Source organism: Kribbella sp. NPDC023972 (assembly GCF_040639075.1).
In the GTDB taxonomy this organism is placed as follows: Bacteria; Actinomycetota; Actinomycetes; order Propionibacteriales; family Kribbellaceae; genus Kribbella.
This window is the reverse complement of record NZ_JBEZZH010000001.1, coordinates 1,269,011-1,286,398: the sequence shown is the minus strand read 5'-3', so window position 1 is coordinate 1,286,398 and position 17,388 is coordinate 1,269,011. Positions and strand designations below refer to the sequence as shown.

Annotated in this window: 18 protein-coding genes and 1 pseudogene; 13 read left to right on the top strand and 6 right to left on the bottom strand. The window is 67.9% G+C overall.

What is annotated here, in order from left to right:
* Positions 1-167: 167 nt before the first annotated feature.
* Complete coding sequence (locus AB0F43_RS05985) at positions 168-1,139, bottom strand: LysR family transcriptional regulator (RefSeq protein WP_360471226.1); 972 nt, start codon at positions 1,137-1,139, stop codon at positions 168-170.
* Positions 1,140-1,333: 194 nt separating this feature from the next.
* Between AB0F43_RS05985 and AB0F43_RS05980 the strand changes: the two genes are divergently transcribed.
* Positions 1,334-2,104, top strand: coding sequence for an alpha/beta fold hydrolase (locus tag AB0F43_RS05980; protein ID WP_360471224.1), 771 nt, complete (start codon positions 1,334-1,336; stop codon positions 2,102-2,104).
* Positions 2,105-2,113: 9 nt separating this feature from the next.
* On the opposite strand, the gene AB0F43_RS05975 is transcribed toward AB0F43_RS05980, so the two are convergent.
* The 3 genes from AB0F43_RS05975 to AB0F43_RS05965 form a co-directional block, all read right to left on the bottom strand.
* Positions 2,114-2,824: a YdcF family protein gene (locus AB0F43_RS05975; RefSeq protein ID WP_360471221.1), complete on the bottom strand. Its 711-nt coding sequence runs from the start codon at positions 2,822-2,824 to the stop codon at positions 2,114-2,116.
* A gap of 26 nt (positions 2,825-2,850) precedes the next feature.
* Entirely contained in the window at positions 2,851-3,984 is a 1,134-nt protein-coding gene (gene dnaN / locus AB0F43_RS05970; protein WP_360471218.1) for a DNA polymerase III subunit beta, read from the bottom strand.
* Between the two features lie 79 nt (positions 3,985-4,063).
* Entirely contained in the window at positions 4,064-6,172 is a 2,109-nt protein-coding gene (locus AB0F43_RS05965) for a galactose oxidase-like domain-containing protein (RefSeq protein WP_360471215.1), read from the bottom strand.
* Between the two features lie 300 nt (positions 6,173-6,472).
* Between AB0F43_RS05965 and AB0F43_RS05960 the strand changes: the two genes are divergently transcribed.
* The gene (locus tag AB0F43_RS05960; RefSeq protein ID WP_360471212.1) at positions 6,473-6,946 is read left to right on the top strand and encodes a hypothetical protein; all 474 of its coding nucleotides are present in this window, start codon (positions 6,473-6,475) and stop codon (positions 6,944-6,946) included.
* A gap of 91 nt (positions 6,947-7,037) precedes the next feature.
* On the opposite strand, the gene AB0F43_RS05955 is transcribed toward AB0F43_RS05960, so the two are convergent.
* On the bottom strand, positions 7,038-7,640 hold the full coding sequence (locus tag AB0F43_RS05955) for an AAA family ATPase (RefSeq protein WP_360471210.1): 603 nt from the start codon (positions 7,638-7,640) through the stop codon (positions 7,038-7,040).
* Between the two features lie 198 nt (positions 7,641-7,838).
* Between AB0F43_RS05955 and AB0F43_RS05950 the strand changes: the two genes are divergently transcribed.
* The 4 genes and pseudogenes from AB0F43_RS05950 to AB0F43_RS05935 all read left to right on the top strand — a co-directional run bounded on the left by AB0F43_RS05950 (position 7,839) and on the right by AB0F43_RS05935 (position 9,711).
* Positions 7,839-7,976: a hypothetical protein gene (locus AB0F43_RS05950; protein WP_360473083.1), complete on the top strand. Its 138-nt coding sequence runs from the start codon at positions 7,839-7,841 to the stop codon at positions 7,974-7,976.
* Entirely contained in the window at positions 7,958-8,392 is a 435-nt protein-coding gene (locus AB0F43_RS05945; protein ID WP_360473042.1) for a VOC family protein, read from the top strand. The genes AB0F43_RS05950 and AB0F43_RS05945 overlap by 19 nt, the downstream gene beginning before the upstream one ends.
* 198 nt (positions 8,393-8,590) lie before the next feature.
* A pseudogene (locus tag AB0F43_RS05940) lies at positions 8,591-8,944 on the top strand (GNAT family N-acetyltransferase); the annotation flags it as partial.
* Complete coding sequence (locus AB0F43_RS05935; protein WP_360471207.1) at positions 8,944-9,711, top strand: dihydrofolate reductase family protein; 768 nt, start codon at positions 8,944-8,946, stop codon at positions 9,709-9,711. The pseudogene AB0F43_RS05940 and the gene AB0F43_RS05935, both read left to right, overlap by 1 nt.
* A 233-nt stretch (positions 9,712-9,944) precedes the next feature.
* Here the strand turns inward: AB0F43_RS05935 and AB0F43_RS05930 are convergent, their stop codons facing one another.
* Positions 9,945-10,445, bottom strand: coding sequence for a hypothetical protein (locus AB0F43_RS05930; protein WP_360471204.1), 501 nt, complete (start codon positions 10,443-10,445; stop codon positions 9,945-9,947).
* A 273-nt stretch (positions 10,446-10,718) separates the two neighbouring features.
* Here AB0F43_RS05930 and AB0F43_RS05925 point away from each other — a divergent pair, with 273 nt between their 5' ends.
* The 7 genes from AB0F43_RS05925 to AB0F43_RS05895 all read left to right on the top strand — a co-directional run bounded on the left by AB0F43_RS05925 (position 10,719) and on the right by AB0F43_RS05895 (position 17,335).
* Positions 10,719-11,624 carry a hypothetical protein gene (locus AB0F43_RS05925; RefSeq protein WP_360471202.1) on the top strand — a complete coding sequence of 302 codons (906 nt, stop codon included), beginning with the start codon at positions 10,719-10,721 and terminating at the stop codon, positions 11,622-11,624.
* On the top strand, positions 11,576-12,373 hold the full coding sequence (locus tag AB0F43_RS05920) for an ATP-binding protein (RefSeq protein WP_360471199.1): 798 nt from the start codon (positions 11,576-11,578) through the stop codon (positions 12,371-12,373). The genes AB0F43_RS05925 and AB0F43_RS05920 overlap by 49 nt, the downstream gene beginning before the upstream one ends.
* Positions 12,370-12,807, top strand: a complete 438-nt coding sequence (locus AB0F43_RS05915; protein ID WP_360471197.1) for a response regulator transcription factor — start codon at positions 12,370-12,372, stop codon at positions 12,805-12,807. The genes AB0F43_RS05920 and AB0F43_RS05915 overlap by 4 nt, the downstream gene beginning before the upstream one ends.
* Positions 12,804-13,046, top strand: coding sequence for a LuxR C-terminal-related transcriptional regulator (locus AB0F43_RS05910; protein WP_360471194.1), 243 nt, complete (start codon positions 12,804-12,806; stop codon positions 13,044-13,046). The genes AB0F43_RS05915 and AB0F43_RS05910 overlap by 4 nt, the downstream gene beginning before the upstream one ends.
* Before the next feature lie 331 nt (positions 13,047-13,377).
* Entirely contained in the window at positions 13,378-15,453 is a 2,076-nt protein-coding gene (locus tag AB0F43_RS05905; RefSeq protein WP_360471191.1) for an MMPL family transporter, read from the top strand.
* A gap of 5 nt (positions 15,454-15,458) precedes the next feature.
* Complete coding sequence (locus AB0F43_RS05900) at positions 15,459-16,673, top strand: histidine kinase (protein WP_360471189.1); 1,215 nt, start codon at positions 15,459-15,461, stop codon at positions 16,671-16,673.
* Positions 16,670-17,335 (top strand): response regulator transcription factor, encoded by a 666-nt coding sequence (locus tag AB0F43_RS05895; protein WP_360471186.1) that lies wholly within the window; start codon positions 16,670-16,672, stop codon positions 17,333-17,335. The genes AB0F43_RS05900 and AB0F43_RS05895 overlap by 4 nt, the downstream gene beginning before the upstream one ends.
* The last annotated feature ends 53 nt before the right edge of the window (positions 17,336-17,388 follow it).

Below are 17,388 nucleotides of genomic sequence, written 5' to 3'. Positions count from 1 at the left end.
ACGTCTCACGTGATCCCGGTTACGTACGACGTGATCCCGCTAACAGACGTGTCGGGCGGGAATGCGCGGAGGCACCGGCCGGTCGCCCACTGTCAACGGGCGGTCGTCCTACCTGACAAACATGCGGGGAAGCTCCTTGTGGTGAAGGGACTTCCACAGTCGCCGGATCAGGGTCCGGTGGTCAAAGACTTGCTTGCTATGTCGAGATAGCCCGAACCCATCAAGTGGACGTCGAGCAGCGCGTCCAGGGCGGTGTGTACGCCGGCCTGCCGGGCGACGTCGAGGAGCGCGCGGGCGAGCACCGGCTCGGGACTGCGGGCCGCGATCACCAGACCGACCCGCGGGCCGTGTGCCGGGCTCTTCAGTGGTACGACGCGCATACCGTCGGGCACCCCGAACATGTGCAGCCACGCGTGCGAGATGACAGTCGACCAGTGGTTGACGTGCAGGTGGCTGTAGAGGCCGGAGACCGTGTCGCTCTCGATCGCCGGTGCGGCGGTGACCCCGTCGTCGGTGAAGTAGCCGTTCATGATCCGGCGGTTGCGCATGCCGGGGGACAGCAGGCACAGCGGCAGCTCGGCCACCTGTGCCCAGGTTGCCACCGGCAACTCGGCCAGCTCGGTGTGTTGCGGGGTGAGCAGCAGGTAGCGCTCCTCGTACAGCGGTGTCTTGCGGACCTGACCGAGCGTGTCGTCGTCGAGGTACGTCATCGCGACATCCAGATCGAACTCGGCAAGCTTGTGGGTGATGTCGCGCGAGGACAGCGACTCGATGGTCACCTTCGCGTTCGGGTGCCGTTCGCAGAACGGGGTGGTGAGCAGCGAGACGACGGGCATCGCGGTCGGGATCGCGCCGAGCCGGAGCGTGCCGGTCAGGCCGCCGCGCATCAGCGACAGCTCGTGCCGCAGCGCGTCCTGCTCGGCGAGGATCCGCTGTGCCCAGAGCAGGACCCGTTCACCCTCGGGGGTAAGACCCTCGAACCGGCGACCGCGCCGGACGATCGGTACGTCGAGCTCCTGCTCGAGCTTGCGGATCGCGGCGGACAGTGACGGCTGGGACACGTAACAGGCGTCGGCAGCCCGCGCGAAGTGCTTCTCCCGGGCCAGGGCGACGAGGTACTCCAGCTGGCGGAGCAGCATCAGAACCCGGCCAGGCTGTGGATCGCATACCAGTCGTCTGTATACATAATCCAACTGTAGTGACCGCTTCTGCCTCCGGAAAGGTTCCGCGGGTCGCGATGGTGTCGTGTGATGTGGATCACATTCCTCTGGGTCTATCCACAGCGGGTCTGTTCGACGGATGGGTGGGGAGTCCCCTGTTCAAAGGAGCTGTGATGAAGAAGGTTGTCTCACCAGACGGCACCGAGATCGCGTACGACACCTACGGCAACGGCCCGGGACTGGTGCTGATCGCCGGAGCGTTCACCGACCGGTCGTTCTTCGCCCCGTACGCCGAGGCGTTGTCCGGCGCGTTCACCGTGGTCAACTACGACCGGCGTGGCCGCGGTGAGTCGGGCGACACCACGCCGTACGCGGTCGAGCGGGAGTGGGAAGACCTGGACGCGGTGCGCTCGGCGACCGGAGCGCGGTTCGCGTGCGCGTTCTCGTCCGGGGTGATGGTGCTGCTGCAGGCCGGGCTGCCGTTCGAGAAGCTGGCGATCATGGAGCCGCCGTTCCGGGTCGAGGGCGCGCCGCCGGCGCCGCAGCGGTACATCGAGCGGCTGCAGGAGTACGTCGAGGCCGGCAACCCCGGCGGTGCGGCCGAGCTGTTCATGGTGGAGGCGGTCGGTCAGCCGAAGGAAGTCGTCGACCAGATCCGGGAGACGCCGATGTGGGCCGGGCTGGAGGCGATGGCGCACACCTTGGTGTACGACGGCCTGCAGATGCGGGACAGCGCCGTACCAGTTGATCTGCTGTCGTCGATCGAGGTCCCGGTGCTGGCGCTGTACAGCAATGCCAGTCCGGAGTGGATGAAGCAGGCGGTGCGTGAGGCCGCGGCCGCGTTGCCGCACGGAAACGTGGAGGGCCACGACGGGACGTTCCACACCCTGCCGCCGGAGACGCTGGCCGCCGTCCTGACCGGCTACTTCATCGGCCCGAGCTGACGCCTCCGGCTACTGACGGATCAGGTCGGGGTGCTCGGCAGCGAGAAGGTTGTACGCGGCAAGCACATCGTCCGGCACGGCAACGTGGTCGATGAAGTTGCGGCCGTGTGGGCCGTAGCCGTCGGCGTCGTCGCGGAGTCGGCGAATCTCGCCGAGGAGGAGGGAGGTGAACCTACGGCGGCTCCAGATCGCCGGGTGGCCGGGGCCGGCGCTGACGTGGTCCGGGCCGATCCACGGGATGACGGGTGCGTGACTGATCAGGCGCGTGCCGGGCAGGTCGGCGAAGGAGCGCTCGAAGCAGGCGTGGGTCCGGCGCTGCATCGTCGGATCCTGGATCAGTAGCAGTCTCTCCGGCCGGGTGATGATCCGCCGGGTGAACTCCGCGTTCTCACCACAGTTCGTCGACCGGTCCTCGACCACGATGGACTCCGGCGGTACGTCGTACGAGCTGATGAGTAGCTCGCGGAAGACGTGGGACTCCGGTCGGCCGGTGGTGTCGACCTCGAGACCGCGTCGTCGTACCGCGTCCTCGAGGTGTTGGGTCGAGTGGCCGATGCCGCCGCTGATCAGGATTCGTGGGGCCAGCCGTTGGTGGTACAGCTCGGCTGCCGTCGCGACCGACTCCAGCACGGCGGAGCCCATCAGTACGATCCGGTCGGCCGGCTCGAGCACGTCCCGCCGGGCGAGGTACCGCGCGATCACTTCCTCAGCCACGCTCACGCGCTCAGGTATAGCCGAACTCCACATCAGCTTGGCAGGCGCATGGGCATCAGGATGTACGCCGAATCGTCGGCCGGCTCGTCGTCGGGAGAGCGGAGGCCGGTGAGATTGGCCGGCTTGGTCGGCTGGGTGAAGGCGAAATGCGCCACCGGGGCGCCGATCGACGCGAGACCGTCCAGCAGGTAGCCCGCGTTGAACCCGGCCACCACCGGGTCGCCGGTCAGAACGACCTCCACCGACTCCGACGCCTGCGCCTCCTCGCCGCTACCTGCGGCCAAGGTCGCCGTACCGTCCGCGAATGTCAGCCGCACCGGCGCCGTCCGCTCCGCCACCAGCGCGACCCGCTTCACCGCCTCTACCAGCGCCGCGGTCTCCACCCGCACTGTGCTGGTGATCGCGGACGCCGCCGGGATCAGGCTGCGGACCTTCGGGAAGTCGCCGTCGATCAGCCGGCTCGTCGCCCGCCGGACGGCGCTCTCGAACCCGATCAACCCGTCCCCTGTGCGGGTCGAACCGAGCGCGAGCGTGACATCGTGACCGGCCATCGACTTGGTCACCTCGGCGAGCGTCCGGGCCGGCACCAACGCGTTGGCCTCCACAGCGGGATCGACCGGCTCCCACGCGAACGACCGCACGGCGAGCCGGTACCGGTCGGTGGCCAGCAGCGAGATCGTCGACCCGCGGATCTCCACCCTGATCCCGGTGAACACCGGCAACGTGTCGTCCCGCCCGGAGGCACTCACCACCTGTCCGACCGCCCGCGCGAACACGTCGCCGCTCACCACACCGGTCGCCGCGGGCACCTCGGGCAACGCCGGATACTCGCCGAGCGGCAAGGTCTGCAGCACGAAGCGCGAGCTCCCGCTGCTCACCTGCACCCGAGCCGCCTCGCCACTCAGCTCCACCGAGTCGCGCGGCATGCTCCGGCAGATGTCGGCCAGCAACCGGCCGGACACCAGATACCGCCCTTCGTCCGCCACCTCGGCCGGCACGCTCACCTGAGCCGAACTCTCGTAGTCGAACCCGGACAACGTCACCTGCCCGTCGCCGGCCTCCACCAGCATCCCGGCCAGGATCGGCACACTCGGCCGGCTCGGCAGCCCCTTCGCCACCCAACCGACCGCCTCGGCCAGCACCTCACGCCCAACTCGAACCTTCACGCGCACTCCTCCCCATCGAGAAGTCCGAGCCAATCACGCGCCACCGACAATTCCGGATCGTGGGTAGGGAGCACCCCGACTAGTACCGGAACACCTGGGTCGACGAGCCGTTGCAGTTCGCCAGGGTCACCTGTTCGGCGTTGGTCTTTCCGGGAGCCGACCAGCAGAGCTTCGGTTTGGTGGTGGACCTGATCCGGCCGTCGGTTTCGATGGTCCACTTCTGGGCCGGATCGATACTGCTGCAGATGTCGGTCCGCAGTGGAGCGCCGGCCTTCAGATTGCCTCCCGGTACGTCGGCGCAGACCCCGAGCGCTCGCAGCGTGCCGTCGGCCGGGCGCGTCCAGCGTTGCGCCGGTGTGCCGTTGCAGTCCCACAGCTGGATCTTGGTGCCGGGCAGGATCGAGCTGTGGTCGATGTCCAGGCACCGGTCGCCCGGGCCGCTGATGGTGAGCCGGATCGGCGCCGGGGCCGCCGGGGCCGTCGCGGTCAGTCGCACCATCCGCGCCACCGACGGCACACCGTTGCTGTCGACAACGAAGAGCATGTAGTAGCCGGGTGGGGCGACGTTGATGTTGGCCGGTGAGTCGATGGTCAGCGTCGTACCCGAGGCGCTGAACGAGAGCGGCACGTACCGCTGACCCTGGTCGTCGCCGTGTGTCGGTGCACCCAGCCCGACGAGGCCCACCTTGGCGATCGCCCCGGCCTGTGGCGAGGTCACCGCGAAGGTGCTTGCGTAGGACGCGGTCGCCGGCGCCGCCGTGATCTCCGGACGAGCCGCGAGCTGGCCGTCGGCGCCGTACAGGTACGGCGGGGTGAAGTATTCGAGGTTCTTCTCCAGGTAACCGACGCGCTGGCACTCACCACAGATGCCGCCGCCACCGGTCATCACCCGGCCGTCGGGGAGCAGCAGGGCGGTCGAGTGATACTGCCGGATCCGATTCGCCGCGCCGAGTGTGCGCCACGTACCCGTCTCGGTGTCGTAGAGCTCAGCGGCGTACACCGGGGCGGCCAGATTGACGCTGCCGTCGCTCATCACGGCGTTCATGCCACCGGTGGCCAGCGCATCGCCGTCGGCGAGGACGGTCAGGTTGTGCTGCCGGCGTCCGGTGGCCATCGACCCGGTCGGCTGCGCGTACGTCAGGTCGTTCGAGTCGACGACCACCGCGGTACGGGTGGGTACGCCGACCTTGCCGTCCTCAGCGACGATGCCACCACCGGCGACCAGAGTCTTCCCGACCCGGACAGTGGCGAAGCTGGCGTAGTCACGGTTGATCAGGTCGCGGATCGACGTACCGACTTGGGCGCCGGTCGCACTCGTCTGCAGCGTGCGCATGACCGCGTTGGTCCCGACCAGGTCGACGTTCCCGTCCGGACGGACGGTGAGGAGTGGGTACAGGCGACTGGACGGCGTGGTGAACCCGGTGAGCAGCCGGATCCACTGGTTGGTCTGGTGCACCTCGGCGTTCTCCGGGCCGCCGCCCTGGATCAGCGCCTCCTGGTTCGGCAGCGCGGTCACCGACGGGTACCAGCGCTCGGCGGCCATGTCCGGACCGCGACGCCATGTCTCCGTCCGCCAGTCGAACAGGTGGGTCTTCCGCAGCCCGTTCAGCGACGCATCACGGTTGCCTCCGGCAACAAGGACGGTGCCGTCGGACAGTTGGGCGTAGCCGGCACAGAAAATGTTGTAGCCCTGGACGTCGACGCGCCTGCTGGTGTTCGTCACCGGATCCCACACGGCGGCCCGGGTGAACGACTGGTCGCTGTACGACTCGGTCGGACCCTCACCGATGGAGTCCCACATGAGGACCTTGCCGTTCGGCAGCGTGGCGTTGAACACCGGTACGACGGGAGTGTCGATCACGCCGCTCCAGGTCCCGGACATGGCCGGATCCGCGGCCGCGGCGACCGCGTCGGCCACCGCCTGCTCCTTGGGGGAACGACGGCCGGGCCGCTGACCGGTCTGCCGGGCGACCTCGTCGGAACGGGCTTTCGCGGCGCGCTCGATCTCGTTCATCGGTACGCCGACCAGGTCCTCGGCGGCATGGTCGTGATCGTGGCCGCGGTGGTCGTGCGCACCCGCCGTCGGCGGCGGATCCTGCGCGGTGGCCGGAGCGGCGGCGGCGAGAACCACCGCGAGCGGCACGACCGCGGCGACCAGTGCCCGGGCATGCGGAAAACGTGAGTGCATGACAGGTTCCCCCCTGCAGCAGACGCGATCATGGCGGACGACCGCTTCGGTCAGGATCCGGGCTTCCGTCGTAAGTCGTCAACTCCCGGCGAGGTCACGATCTGCAACAATTACCGACCGATTCGGTGCGATCACGCGGCGTGCGTGAGATGCCTGTAACTGTGGGTGAGAGATCGTCGACCTCTGGTCATCTGCGGAGCTTGGTCGTACCTTCGAGGAAATCCGTCTGTGGGGAGACGGGCAGGGGAGTGTCGCCGCGGTGTCCGCGGTGGCTCGATTTCACACAAAGGGGGGCCTTCGATGGGCCGCAACCGTGGGGTGTTCGCTGTCGTCGCCGCAGTATCTGCTGTCGCCGCCGGAGGTGTGCTCGGCCTTGGCTTTGTCTCCCAAGCCGGCGCCACCTCGAGTACGACGAGTACGACGACCACCACATCCACCTACACAGCACCGACCACGACCACAACGACGACCACGCCGCCCGGAGGTGAGTTCTGCACACCGGGGTTCTGGAAGAACAACCCGGGCGCGGTGGCCGAGACCGGCGTCGACATGACGCAGTCCTACAACGCGCTGTTCGACCCAGACGTCAACGGCACCAGGAAGGGCGGCGTCGCGAACCCGACCCTGCAGCAGGTCCTGGACAACCCGCAGCACTACGGCGGTGAGGCGGCCAACAACGTTGCTGCACTGCTCAGCGACGCACACCCGGACGTCGACTTCACCGGCGAGCGCACCGAGGACACCTGCCCGCTGGACGCGGACGAGAGCCAGTAACGGCCGGCACCACAGCCTGGTCGCGTGATTGCGGCCAGGCTGTGGTGACCCGGGTCAACTGGTGTCGATCCGCACCCTGAGGTCGCCGCTGCTACTCGAAGGCGATCTGCTCCAGTCGGTTCGCCTGGCCGCGGGTCAGGATCGTCGCGGAGACCGCACCGGGGACCAGGTGGCCGGGGTCGTCGACGGCCCGGGCGATCAGGCGCGGCCAGCGGCGGCAGTGGGTGGCCATGCTGCCGCTGCGGACGACGCGGCCGCGGGCGTGCTGGCCGGAGCGGGCCACGTCGCCGGGTACGTCGAGCAGGATCAGGTGCACCGCGAGACCCGAGCGCCGCGCGCGCCAACCGATCAGTCGCCGTACCCAGGGGCGAGTGGCGCAGTCGTGGAGGATCATCGGGCCCTCGCGCATCGCGCTGAGGACTTTCACGTAGTAGGTGAGGTGCAGCAGCGGCCGCCACCACGGGTACGGGACGGCGGCAAGCACCGGCATCCAGCGGGCCCGCAGCCGCTCGGAGTCGAACACGCGCACGCCCTGGTGGTCGGCACCTTCCGGAAACAACCGGCGAAGCAGCGTGCTCTTGCCGGCCCCCGGGATCCCGGCCAGCACCACCACCGAGTCCGCCGGGTACCGCACCTCGGCCCTGTCCTGCGCCAGGCGGGTACCCGGCGCCTCGGCGATCCCCAAACCTGCCACAGCAGCTCCGTCCTCTCGTCCTTCGTGGTGTCCAACAACCATTTAGACGATCGACGTTCCCCAACTGCCCATAAAGCACGCTAAGAACTCGGTAGGAAAACCCTGAGAGTGACCGGTGCGGGGCGGCCCGGGGGGCGGCGATCGGACCGTGGTTGGATGGCGCGGGTACTGAGAGATCCGACAAGTGGAGGAGGTCGGTTGAGCAGGCTGGCGTGCGCTGATCGGGATTCCTGCGACTTCGACGTGCCGGAATACGCCAAGGGCGTGCTGTGGGCCGTCAACAACCCCTTCATCGGCAATTCCGCAGGCACCACGATCTGGACCAGCATCATCTGACCATCGCCCGCCGCCCCGTTGCTCCTAGGCTAGTTGCCCTGGGCACCGTTCATCCGACGGTCGCACACCTGGTTTACGACTGCTTTAGCCCGCGCTCGCTGGCAAGGTTCTACGAGGGTTTCGTCGGCGTACAGGAGCGGCTCGAAGACTCACCTGAGCGAGTCGTGGTCGACCTCGACGACGATGATCTGCCCAACCTGGCGTTTCAGCACGCACAGTTCCCCGCTCCGCGGTGGCCCGACCCCGCCTATCCGGCGCAACTGCACGTTGACTACCGGTTCACGGTGGACCACGAAATTCCCCACTTCCAAACCCCGGCAGCCAAGGCCGCGATGGCACGTGCCGAAGAGCTGGGCGGGATCCACCTGCAGAATGCCGTCTACGCCGATCCGGCCGGGCACCCGCTCTGCTTCTGAAGCTGAGACATTCAGGCGGATCCGTTCGGACGCCAGCTGTCCACGATCGATCTTGCCGTGTTTGTTGAGCGGATACTCCTTCGGGACGCTGGCCGCCTACATTGACGGCCGTCCGGTTGGCTGGGTCGCCGTCGCGCGGCGTGAGGACCACAGCCGGCTTGAACGGTCTCGGCAGTACGGCCTGCTCCTGGGGCTCACGATGTCTTCGCCGTCACCTGTTTCTACGTCGACCGCGACATCCGCGGAACCGGAGTCGCCTGCGCTCTGCTAGACGCAGCGATCGACCACGCTCCAGCGTCGGGCGCCGGCGCTTTGACGCGTTCCCAAAGACGAACCTGGCGCCGCACGCGCAAGCCAGCCGCAGGGCCGAGAAGAACGACAGTTGAATGGGACGCCACGCCTCATATGAGGCGTTCCCGGGAGCGAGACACGCCTCCCGGTTGTCCGGTGTGCCGGTCATCGGCATCCGGGCGTGGATGTGGCCGGCGCGCGTTGTCGGTGGCCGGTGGTAGATCTGGTGTCCGCCGTCCAGCGAGCCGAAGGAGGCTGTGATGCGGGAGCGACCGCGCGTGGTGGTGAGCGTGGGAGCCAGTGTCGACGGGAAGGTCGCGCTCACCCGGGACGCGCTCTTGATGCACCAGCCAAGTTTGGATCTGTGGGGCGCGATGACGCCGCGTGCCGCCGATCCGGTGCCGCTCGACATCCTCGACGTGCTCAGACAGCAGTACGGCTGCAACGCGATCCTGGAGGGCAGCGGCAGCCTGGTCGCCGAGCACGAGATTCCGGAAGAACTACCTACCTACGACGGTGACACCGCCGGGCTCTACCAGCACTTCCTCCCACCGGACATCACCGGACAACCGTCCCCGCCGCACATGTGGTTCACCGTTGTCGACAGCCGCGGAAGGGTGCGCTGGACCGAGAAACATCACAACTGGGACGCGCTGGTCCTGGTGGCGGGGTCGACCCCGGCCGACTATCTCGCCTATCTCCGCCGGGAACGCATCTGCTATCTCGTGGTCGGCGAGGAGCGCGTCGACCTGGCGCGAGGGATCGCCGCGATGGGCACTGAGCTCGGCATCAGTTGCGTGCTGTCGACCGCGGGCGGGGGCCTCAACGGTGCAATGTTGCGGGCAGGTCTGATCGACGAACTGCATCTGACGCTGGCGCCTGCTCTCATTGGCGGACTCGGCACACCGTCGGTCATGGACGGGCCACCCCTTGCCGTAGGCGAGTCCCCGACCCGATTGCAGTTGCTCTCGGTGCACACCGACACCGGCGGCTCCGTTCGCCTGCACTACGTCGTGACCGAAAGCTGACCTCTCCTGCGAGAGCTTGACTAGTACAGAGAATCCGGTTCCCGATCTTTGGATCCTTCGCCCAGAACGGCCCAGCTTGTTGACCGGACTACGCGGCGACCTTGAACTCGTCTGCCTTCGACTCATCGACGACAAACTGTCCCGGCAGCTCGCCAGTCCGCGGCTTTCGTTCGAGGACCCTTTCCGCCAGTGACGCAAGGGTCCTCGGGACGCGACAGGCCAGCGGATGCGGGCTACGGTCGGGGCGATCGAACCGCGCCCCGCCCAATCAGGAGGCGCCGCGTCGGCCGATGCTCTCCGGCGGTCGCTGGATCGTGCAGGCCACCGAGCAGAGCCAACCCGATGTACAGGGCCGCCAGGGCGTAGCCGGGGTGCATCAACCGGGGGGCTACCAGGTTGAGCGCGATCATTGCGGGCAGCAGCACCAGCGGTGCGACCATCAGACTGGCTGCGATGCTGGCGTGCCCGCGCAGGAGGAGTACGCCTAGGAAGGCGCCGAGGACGAACATCAGCAGGAACGACGCACCGGCAAAGGCCTCCATGACGTTGGTGAATCGACCAATGATTGTGGCCGTCGCGAAAGCGACCGTTAGTACGGCCAGGGCTGCCGCCAGCAGACGGCGCGACCACCGCCGCAACCGGCTCCCGTGGTCGATCGCGTCGCCCGCCCGAACCAGGACGGCGACAATCAGCGCGTACGTCGTCGCGTGCACCCCGTTGACCAGCGAAGACACCAAGCGCGGCGACTCTTCGTCCACGAAATTGGCCGGTCGCAGCGATCGTTACAGCGTCGCCGATGGCGATCGACGATGCGGCGACGGCGGCGACGAGCGTGACTCGTGTCAGCATTCTCATTTCCTGACTCCCTCGGGTGCGTCTGTCTTCGCGCGGTGGCGCCTACCGAGCACGCTAGGAACGCAGAAGTCGTATGTCGTCGGCCGACGAGGACCGACCTCAGCTGCTCGGAGTCGGATCCGGGGTCGTCCTCGAGGAGGACCCGAAGCGCGGTGAGGGCGGTTATCGCCGAAGACGAGACCAGGTCACGTGTGGGGGATGTGGGGATCATCGGTGCGGCGGTCGCCGTCACCTCTGTTGCCGTGGTCGCCGATGACGGTGCTGGGTGGCTGGAACTGCTGTTCGGCTCTGTCATGCTGATCGGTCTGCTCGTGGGTCTGCGGCTGGTGCTGAGCGCCGTCCGGCGAGCCCGGGCCGAGCAGGCCCTGGCCAGGAGCCTCGCGGCTACCCTGCCGGCGGAGGCGGCACGGCGGGCTGTCGTTGAGGAGCGAGTGAGGCTGGCGGCAGACATCGAGGCGGCGGTACGTGCGGCGGTCGTGCGGATGGCTGCCCTGGCCGACGAGGCCGCCAGTACATGGCGATCCGACCCCACCCGCCCTCTGGACGGGATCCAGCTCGCCGGACGTCGGGCGACCACCGAGCTACGCCGGATGCTCGGCCTTCTCCGCGACGCCCGTGAGGCCAGCCCCCGATATGTCGATACGCCGGCGACCGCGCTGGTGGTGCCGCCGAGGCGAGACATGCTGGTGGCGGTGGCGGTGGGTGCTGTTGCCGTGTTCGAGCAGTTCGCCTATGGGCAAGCCGACATGCCCTCGCCGGCGCAGCCAGCGGTGTCCGTTGTGCTCACTGCGGCCGCCGCGGCGGCGATCGTCACATGGCGGGTCGCGCCTTGGCTGGGGGCGGTCTGGTCGGCGGCTGCCTTCGGCGCCGGCGACCTTTTGTCCAGCCGGTCACGCCGGGGCTCTGGATGGTCGCCTCCCTCGGCGGGCTGGCCTGGGCATGCACAGCCGCGACCCGGCGGATTGCGGGGAACATACTGGCACTGTCCGCGATGGCTATCGTCGTCTCGGTGTCGCTGGCACGCCTCGACCCATCGAACCTGCGGATCACACAGCTGATCATGGTTGCAGGTGCCGTCGGCGGCATGACCGTGCGGTGGAGCAAGCAGCGCGGCGCTGCCGCCCGAGACACATCGGCTCGGCGCAGAACCGAGTTGGCCCTTGCGGCCGAACAGGCCGTGCTGGGTGAGCGAGTCGCGGTCGCGCGAGACCTGCACGACGTCGTTTCCGGTGCGATCGGCGTGATGGTCGTGCAGGCCGCGGCAGCAGGCGTGCTCCGGCACTCCGATCCGGCGCGAGCTCGAGCCGCGCTGGACGTCATACAAAGAACGGCAGACGAGACCCTGACAGAGCTCGACAAGCTCGTCGGCGCCATCGGCGAGGGCGCGATCGGCGCGCCTCTCCAGGGTGCCGGCCAGGTAGACCACGACGTGTCAGATCTGGCCGCACTCGTTGAGCGCATGCGGAGCGCCGGGCTGAGGATCTCGATATCGGTGGACCACCCGCTTTCCGGTCCCGCCTCGTCAGCTGTTTACCGCATCGTCCAGGAGGCGCTCACGAATGTGCTTCGCCACGCGCACGGCGCTCAGGTCACGGTGACAGTTCAGAGAACATCGGGAGCGACCCACGTCAGCGTCGTCGATGATGGCCCGGGATGGTCGACCACTGGTCGCCGCGGCTACGGCCTGGTCGGGATCGCCGAACGAGTCGAGCGGCTCGGCGGCGACCTCGTGACAGGCCCGGCAGCCGACGGCTCCGGCTTCGCTGTCACAGTTCGGATTCCAGCGTCGCCCGAGGTCGCGCCATGAGCGTTCGTGTGCTTGTTGTCGACGACCACGACCTGGTGCGGGCGGGACTCGCGGCGATCCTGAATGCTCACGAGGCGACCGACGTCGTCGGCGAGGAATCCGACGGCCCCGGCGCCATCCGGGCGGTGCGCGAACTGCATCCCGACGTCGTCCTGATGGACATCGAGATGCCCGGCGGCGACGGTCTATCAGCAACACGCGAGATCGTCCGGCACAGCCCCAGCACCCGCGTCCTGGTGCTCACGATGTTCGACCTGGACGAGTACGTCTTTCACGCACCGCGCGCTGGCGCCTCAGGATTCCTTCTCAAGACCACGCCGCCGGCCGATCTCGTGTCGGCCGTGCTGGCCTGCGCTGCGGGGGAGACCCAGCTGGGTCCGACGGTGATCCGCCGACTCGTGGAGAGCTATGTCGCGCGCCTCCAGCAGGTTTGATTGCCAGCACACGCGGACTCGACAACCTCACGCCACGTGAGCTGGACGTACTGCGGTCGATGGCCCGCGGCCTGTCCAACGCCGAGATCGGCTCGGAGCTCTACCTTGCCGAAACAACAGTCAAGACTCACGTCGCCCGCATCCTGGCGAAGCTGGGCCGCCGCGATCGCGTGCAAGCCGTCGTACTCGCCCACGAGACTGGGATCGCCGGCGGGCTGGACGAAACCCAGCAGACTTAACCGGGCCGACCAGACCCGGCGGTCGACGACTCGGCGATGGTCGTCTGCACTGCCCCGAACTCACATGTTCGGTAAAGACCCCACTTGAACAGCTGTAGTGGATCGCGAAGCTTCGGAGCGAGTCGAGTACTGCAGTTGCAGTATTCGACGGCGCGACTCTGGTGCGGACTCAGTAGGCGATTGCCGTCTCCTGCAGGACGACTCGGCCAGGGTGGTGCCGGGATCGTGGGTGCGTCCGATTCCTTCGTGTTGGAGACTTCTTGTGGCAACGCTTCTCGCTCGGCTGGGCAGGTTCGCTTTCAGGCGCCGAGGTCCGGTTCTCATTGTCTGGTTGGCGATCCTGGCTGGGGCGGTCTTCGCCGGCGTGACGGCTCCCTCGGCGCCCGCCGACGATTTCTCGATGCCGGGGACGGAGTCGCAGCAGACGTTCGACCTGATGCAGGAGCGGTTCCCCGGACTGACTGCGGATGCAGGTGGGGCGACGGTCGTGTTCGTGGCACCCAAGGGTGCTGACGTCACCGCGGAGCCGTTCAAGTCCGCGATCGGGTCGGCTGTCCGGCAGCTCGGCACGGCGGGACAGGTGGCCAACGTCGCCGATCCGTTCCAGTCGGATGCGGTCAGCGCGGATCGCTCGGCGGCGTACGCGAGTGTGATGTACAAAGTGCCCGCCAACGAGGTCACGGCCGATAGTCGTGCTGCACTCACGGCGGCGGTCGAGACAGCCAGACGGTCGGGACTGACGGTCGACGCGGGAGGCGATGCGCTGGAGTCGGGTGGTCCGGCAGGCGTGGCCGAGATTGTTGCCATCTCTTTGGCCGCGGTGATCCTGGTGATCACCCTCGGGTCGTTGGTCGCGGCAGGGCTGCCGTTGCTCACAGCTCTGCTCGGGGTTGCGGTCAGCCTGCTCTCCCTGCTGGCGCTCAGCGACGTGTTCGGCCTCTCGACGACGACCACCACGCTGGCGCTGATGCTCGGCCTGGCCGTGGGGATCGACTACGCCCTTTTCGTCGTCGCCCGGTACCGCGAGGAACGCAGCCGCGGGCGGTCGCCGATCGAGGCCGTCGGCCGGGCGGTCGGTACGGCGGGTTCGGCGGTGGCGTTCGCGGGCCTGACCGTGGTGATCGCGCTTACCGGGCTCTCGGTGGTCGGGATGCCCATGCTGACCAAGATGGGCCTTGCGGCCGCGGCTGCGGTGGTGATCGCGGTCCTCGTTGCGCTGACGCTCGTACCGGCGATCCTCGGGTTCGTGCCCGCCAAGGTGCTGTCACGCGCTCAGCGCCGGGGGAAGCCGGTGTCCGAGCGTACGGGCGGCCGGCGGTGGGCGCAGTTCGTACTCCGGCACCCCATCGCCGTGCTCACCGCCGGTGTGGTCCTGCTCGGTGCCCTCGCCGTGCCGGCCACCGCACTGCGGCTGGGGTTGCTCGGCGACGAGGCAAAACCGACCTCGACGACACAACGCCGCGCGTACGACGAACTGGCCAGTGCGTTCGGCCCTGGCTTCAACGGCCCGCTGATGATCGTTGTCGACGGCAAGGGCTCGCCTGATCCGAAGGCCGCTGCCGCCTCGATCTCCACCAAGCTGGCCGGCACCCGCGGCATCGCCTCGGTGTCGCCGGCTCAGTTCAACGAGGCGGGTGACACGGCGCTCTTCGAGACCGTCCCGGCAACGAGCCCGACCGATGCCGCCACCACGGACCTGGTGCAGCGGCTGCGTGCTGCACGGGCGCAGATCACCGCTGGGACCGGGGCGACGTTCAAGGTGACCGGCACCACGGCGATCAACATCGACCTGTCCGACAAGCTCCAACGCGCTTTGGTGCCCTACCTTGCAACCGTGGTGAGCCTGGCCGCGTTGCTGCTCTTGGTCATGTTCAGATCGATCCTGGTGCCTATCAAGGCGGCCCTGGGCTTCCTGCTCTCGGTCCTCGCCGCGCTCGGAGCGGTGGTACTGGTCTTCCAGAAGGGGTTCGCGGCCGATCTGCTGGGAGTGGAGGTAACCGGACCGATCATGAGCGCCGTACCGATCTTCATGATCGGGGTCGTCTTCGGGCTGGCGATGGACTACGAGGTGTTCCTGGTCTCACGGATGCGAGAGGCGTACCTGCACGGCCAGGACGCTCGCCGAGCGATCGAGACCGGGATGGCCCAGAGTTCCCGGGTCGTGGTCGCGGCTGCGCTGATCATGATGGCCGTCTTCGGCGGGTTCATCACCGAGCAGGACTCCTTCATCAAGATGCTCGGCTTCAGCCTGGCCGCCGCAGTGCTGTTCGACGCGTTCGTCGTACGGATGGCGATCGTTCCGGCCGTCCTGGCGCTGCTCGGACGGCGTGCCTGGTGGCTTCCGCGCCGGCTCGACAAGATCCTGCCTACTGTTGACGTGGAGGGCACCAAACTCGGAACGGGGTGATCGTCGTGGTCGACCTTGAGCAGTACGCCGAACGCGCCCCCTGGCTGACCGATGCCGTGATCGTGACCGCGCTCGCCGGGGGCGCCCTACTCGGCCTGACCCTGGTGGGTCCGGGCGAGAGCCGCCCGGACGAGGTGTGGATCGCTGCGCTGCTGACCGGGCTTGCCTGCCTGACCCTCCTGAGGGCGCGCGGCCACGCCCGCTTTGCGGTGGTTGTGACGACGTTGTGCGCAGTCGTCACCGGCAGCGTCGGCTACCTGCTCACCCCGCTCCTGCTGGCCCCGGTGATGGTTGCGCTGTACTGGCTGGCGGCAACAACCACGCCACGGACCAGCTGGACGTTCGGCGGCATCACGACCGCGGCTGTCGTCGCGACTGCGGTCGGCCTCGAGGACTTCGACGAGATGGTGGCACTGCGGGCGCTGGGGCCTGCGCTCTGGCTGCTCTTGCCGCTGGCCCTCGGCAGCAGCTCGCGACTGCGGCACGCGTACCTCGACGCCGTACACGCGCGAGCGGAGTACGCCGAACGGACCCGTGAGGAGGAGGCCAGACTGCGGGTGAGCGAGGAACGCCTGCGGATCGCTCGAGATCTTCACGACATCGTTGCCCACCACATGGCCGTCGCGCACGCTCAGGCCGGCACCGCAGCGCACCTGCTCGGCAGCAACCCCCAACTCACCAAGACAATGCTCGCCGACCTGCAAGCCACCACCACCGCAGCCATGCTCGACCTGCGGGACACCATCGGCGTCCTGCGCACAGGCGGCGCGGATGACGAATCGCTGGAGCCGGCGCCCGGCCTGGCCAAGCTCCCGGACCTGTTGACCTCCTGCGGATCTGCAGGGCTACAGGTCACCTGTGAAGTGGAAGGTGACCCGCAGGAACTGCCGTCGGGCATCGATTTGAGCGCTTATCGCATCATTCAAGAGGCTCTCACAAACGCCACCAAACACAGTTCGACCGGTAGCGCCCATCTCAGCCTCCACTACAGGAACGGAGCCCTCACGATCAGGATCTGTAACAACAGAAGCCCGAGCGTCCCGCCGCAGTCGGATACGCCGGGCTTCGGCCTCACTGGTATGCACGAGCGCGCCAAAGCCGTTGGCGGCCACCTGACCGTCAACGACGTGAACCCCGGAACCTTCGAGGTCGTTACCACCCTCCCTCTACAGACCCACGCAGCTCCGCTCCGTCTCCCGACCATCCCGACGTCGTCATGACGATCCGAGTGCTCCTCGCCGATGATCAAGCCCTCCTCCGTGGGACCTTCCGGATCCTGATCGACTCCTGCCAGGACCTTGAGGTCGTCGCCGAGGCAGCCGACGGCGCCGAGGCCGTCGAACTCACCCGGCTCCACCGCCCAGACGTCGTGCTGATGGATTTGCGCATGCCGGGAACCGACGGGCTCACCGCCACCGAAACGATCTGCGCCGACGCCGACCTCGCCGAAACCCGCGTCCTGGTCCTCACCACTTTCGAGAACGATGACCATGTCGCCCGCGCTCTCCGCGCCGGCGCCAGCGGCTTCCTCGGCAAGTACGTCACCACCGACGCTCTCCTCGACGCCATCCGCTTGATCGCCACCGGAGAGAGCCTTCTGTCCGCCGGCGCCACGAAGGCCCTCATCACCCAGTTTCTGGCCACCTCGCCGCCAACACCCGCCAGCCCCGCCCTTCGGGATCTCACCAACCGCGAACTCGAGGTCATGAAACTGGCAGCCCGAGGTCACTCAAACGCCGAGATCGCCACGGTCCTCCACCTAAGCGTCCTCACCGTCCGCACCCATATCCAGCGCGCCATGACCAAACTAGGTGCCCGAGACCGAGCCCAGCTCGTAGTCCTCGCCTACCAGAACAGGCTCGTCACCCCCGACACGCCTTGACAAGGTTCTACGGCCGCCTCGCTGCGGAACCGCGGTTTCGCGTAGCCACTCCA

Bases quoted from the DNA above. Each gene is read 5' to 3' on its own strand.
- AB0F43_RS05985 (WP_360471226.1), bottom strand. From the start codon at position 1,139: ATGCTGCTCCGCCAGCTGGAGTACCTCGTCGCCCTGGCCCGGGAGAAG.
- AB0F43_RS05980 (WP_360471224.1), top strand. From the start codon at position 1,334: ATGAAGAAGGTTGTCTCACCAGACGGCACCGAGATCGCGTACGACACC.
- AB0F43_RS05965 (WP_360471215.1), bottom strand. From the start codon at position 6,172: ATGCACTCACGTTTTCCGCATGCCCGGGCACTGGTCGCCGCGGTCGTG.
- AB0F43_RS05960 (WP_360471212.1), top strand. From the start codon at position 6,473: ATGGGCCGCAACCGTGGGGTGTTCGCTGTCGTCGCCGCAGTATCTGCT.
- AB0F43_RS05935 (WP_360471207.1), top strand. From the start codon at position 8,944: ATGCGGGAGCGACCGCGCGTGGTGGTGAGCGTGGGAGCCAGTGTCGAC.
- AB0F43_RS05915 (WP_360471197.1), top strand. From the start codon at position 12,370: ATGAGCGTTCGTGTGCTTGTTGTCGACGACCACGACCTGGTGCGGGCG.
- AB0F43_RS05895 (WP_360471186.1), top strand. From the start codon at position 16,670: ATGACGATCCGAGTGCTCCTCGCCGATGATCAAGCCCTCCTCCGTGGG.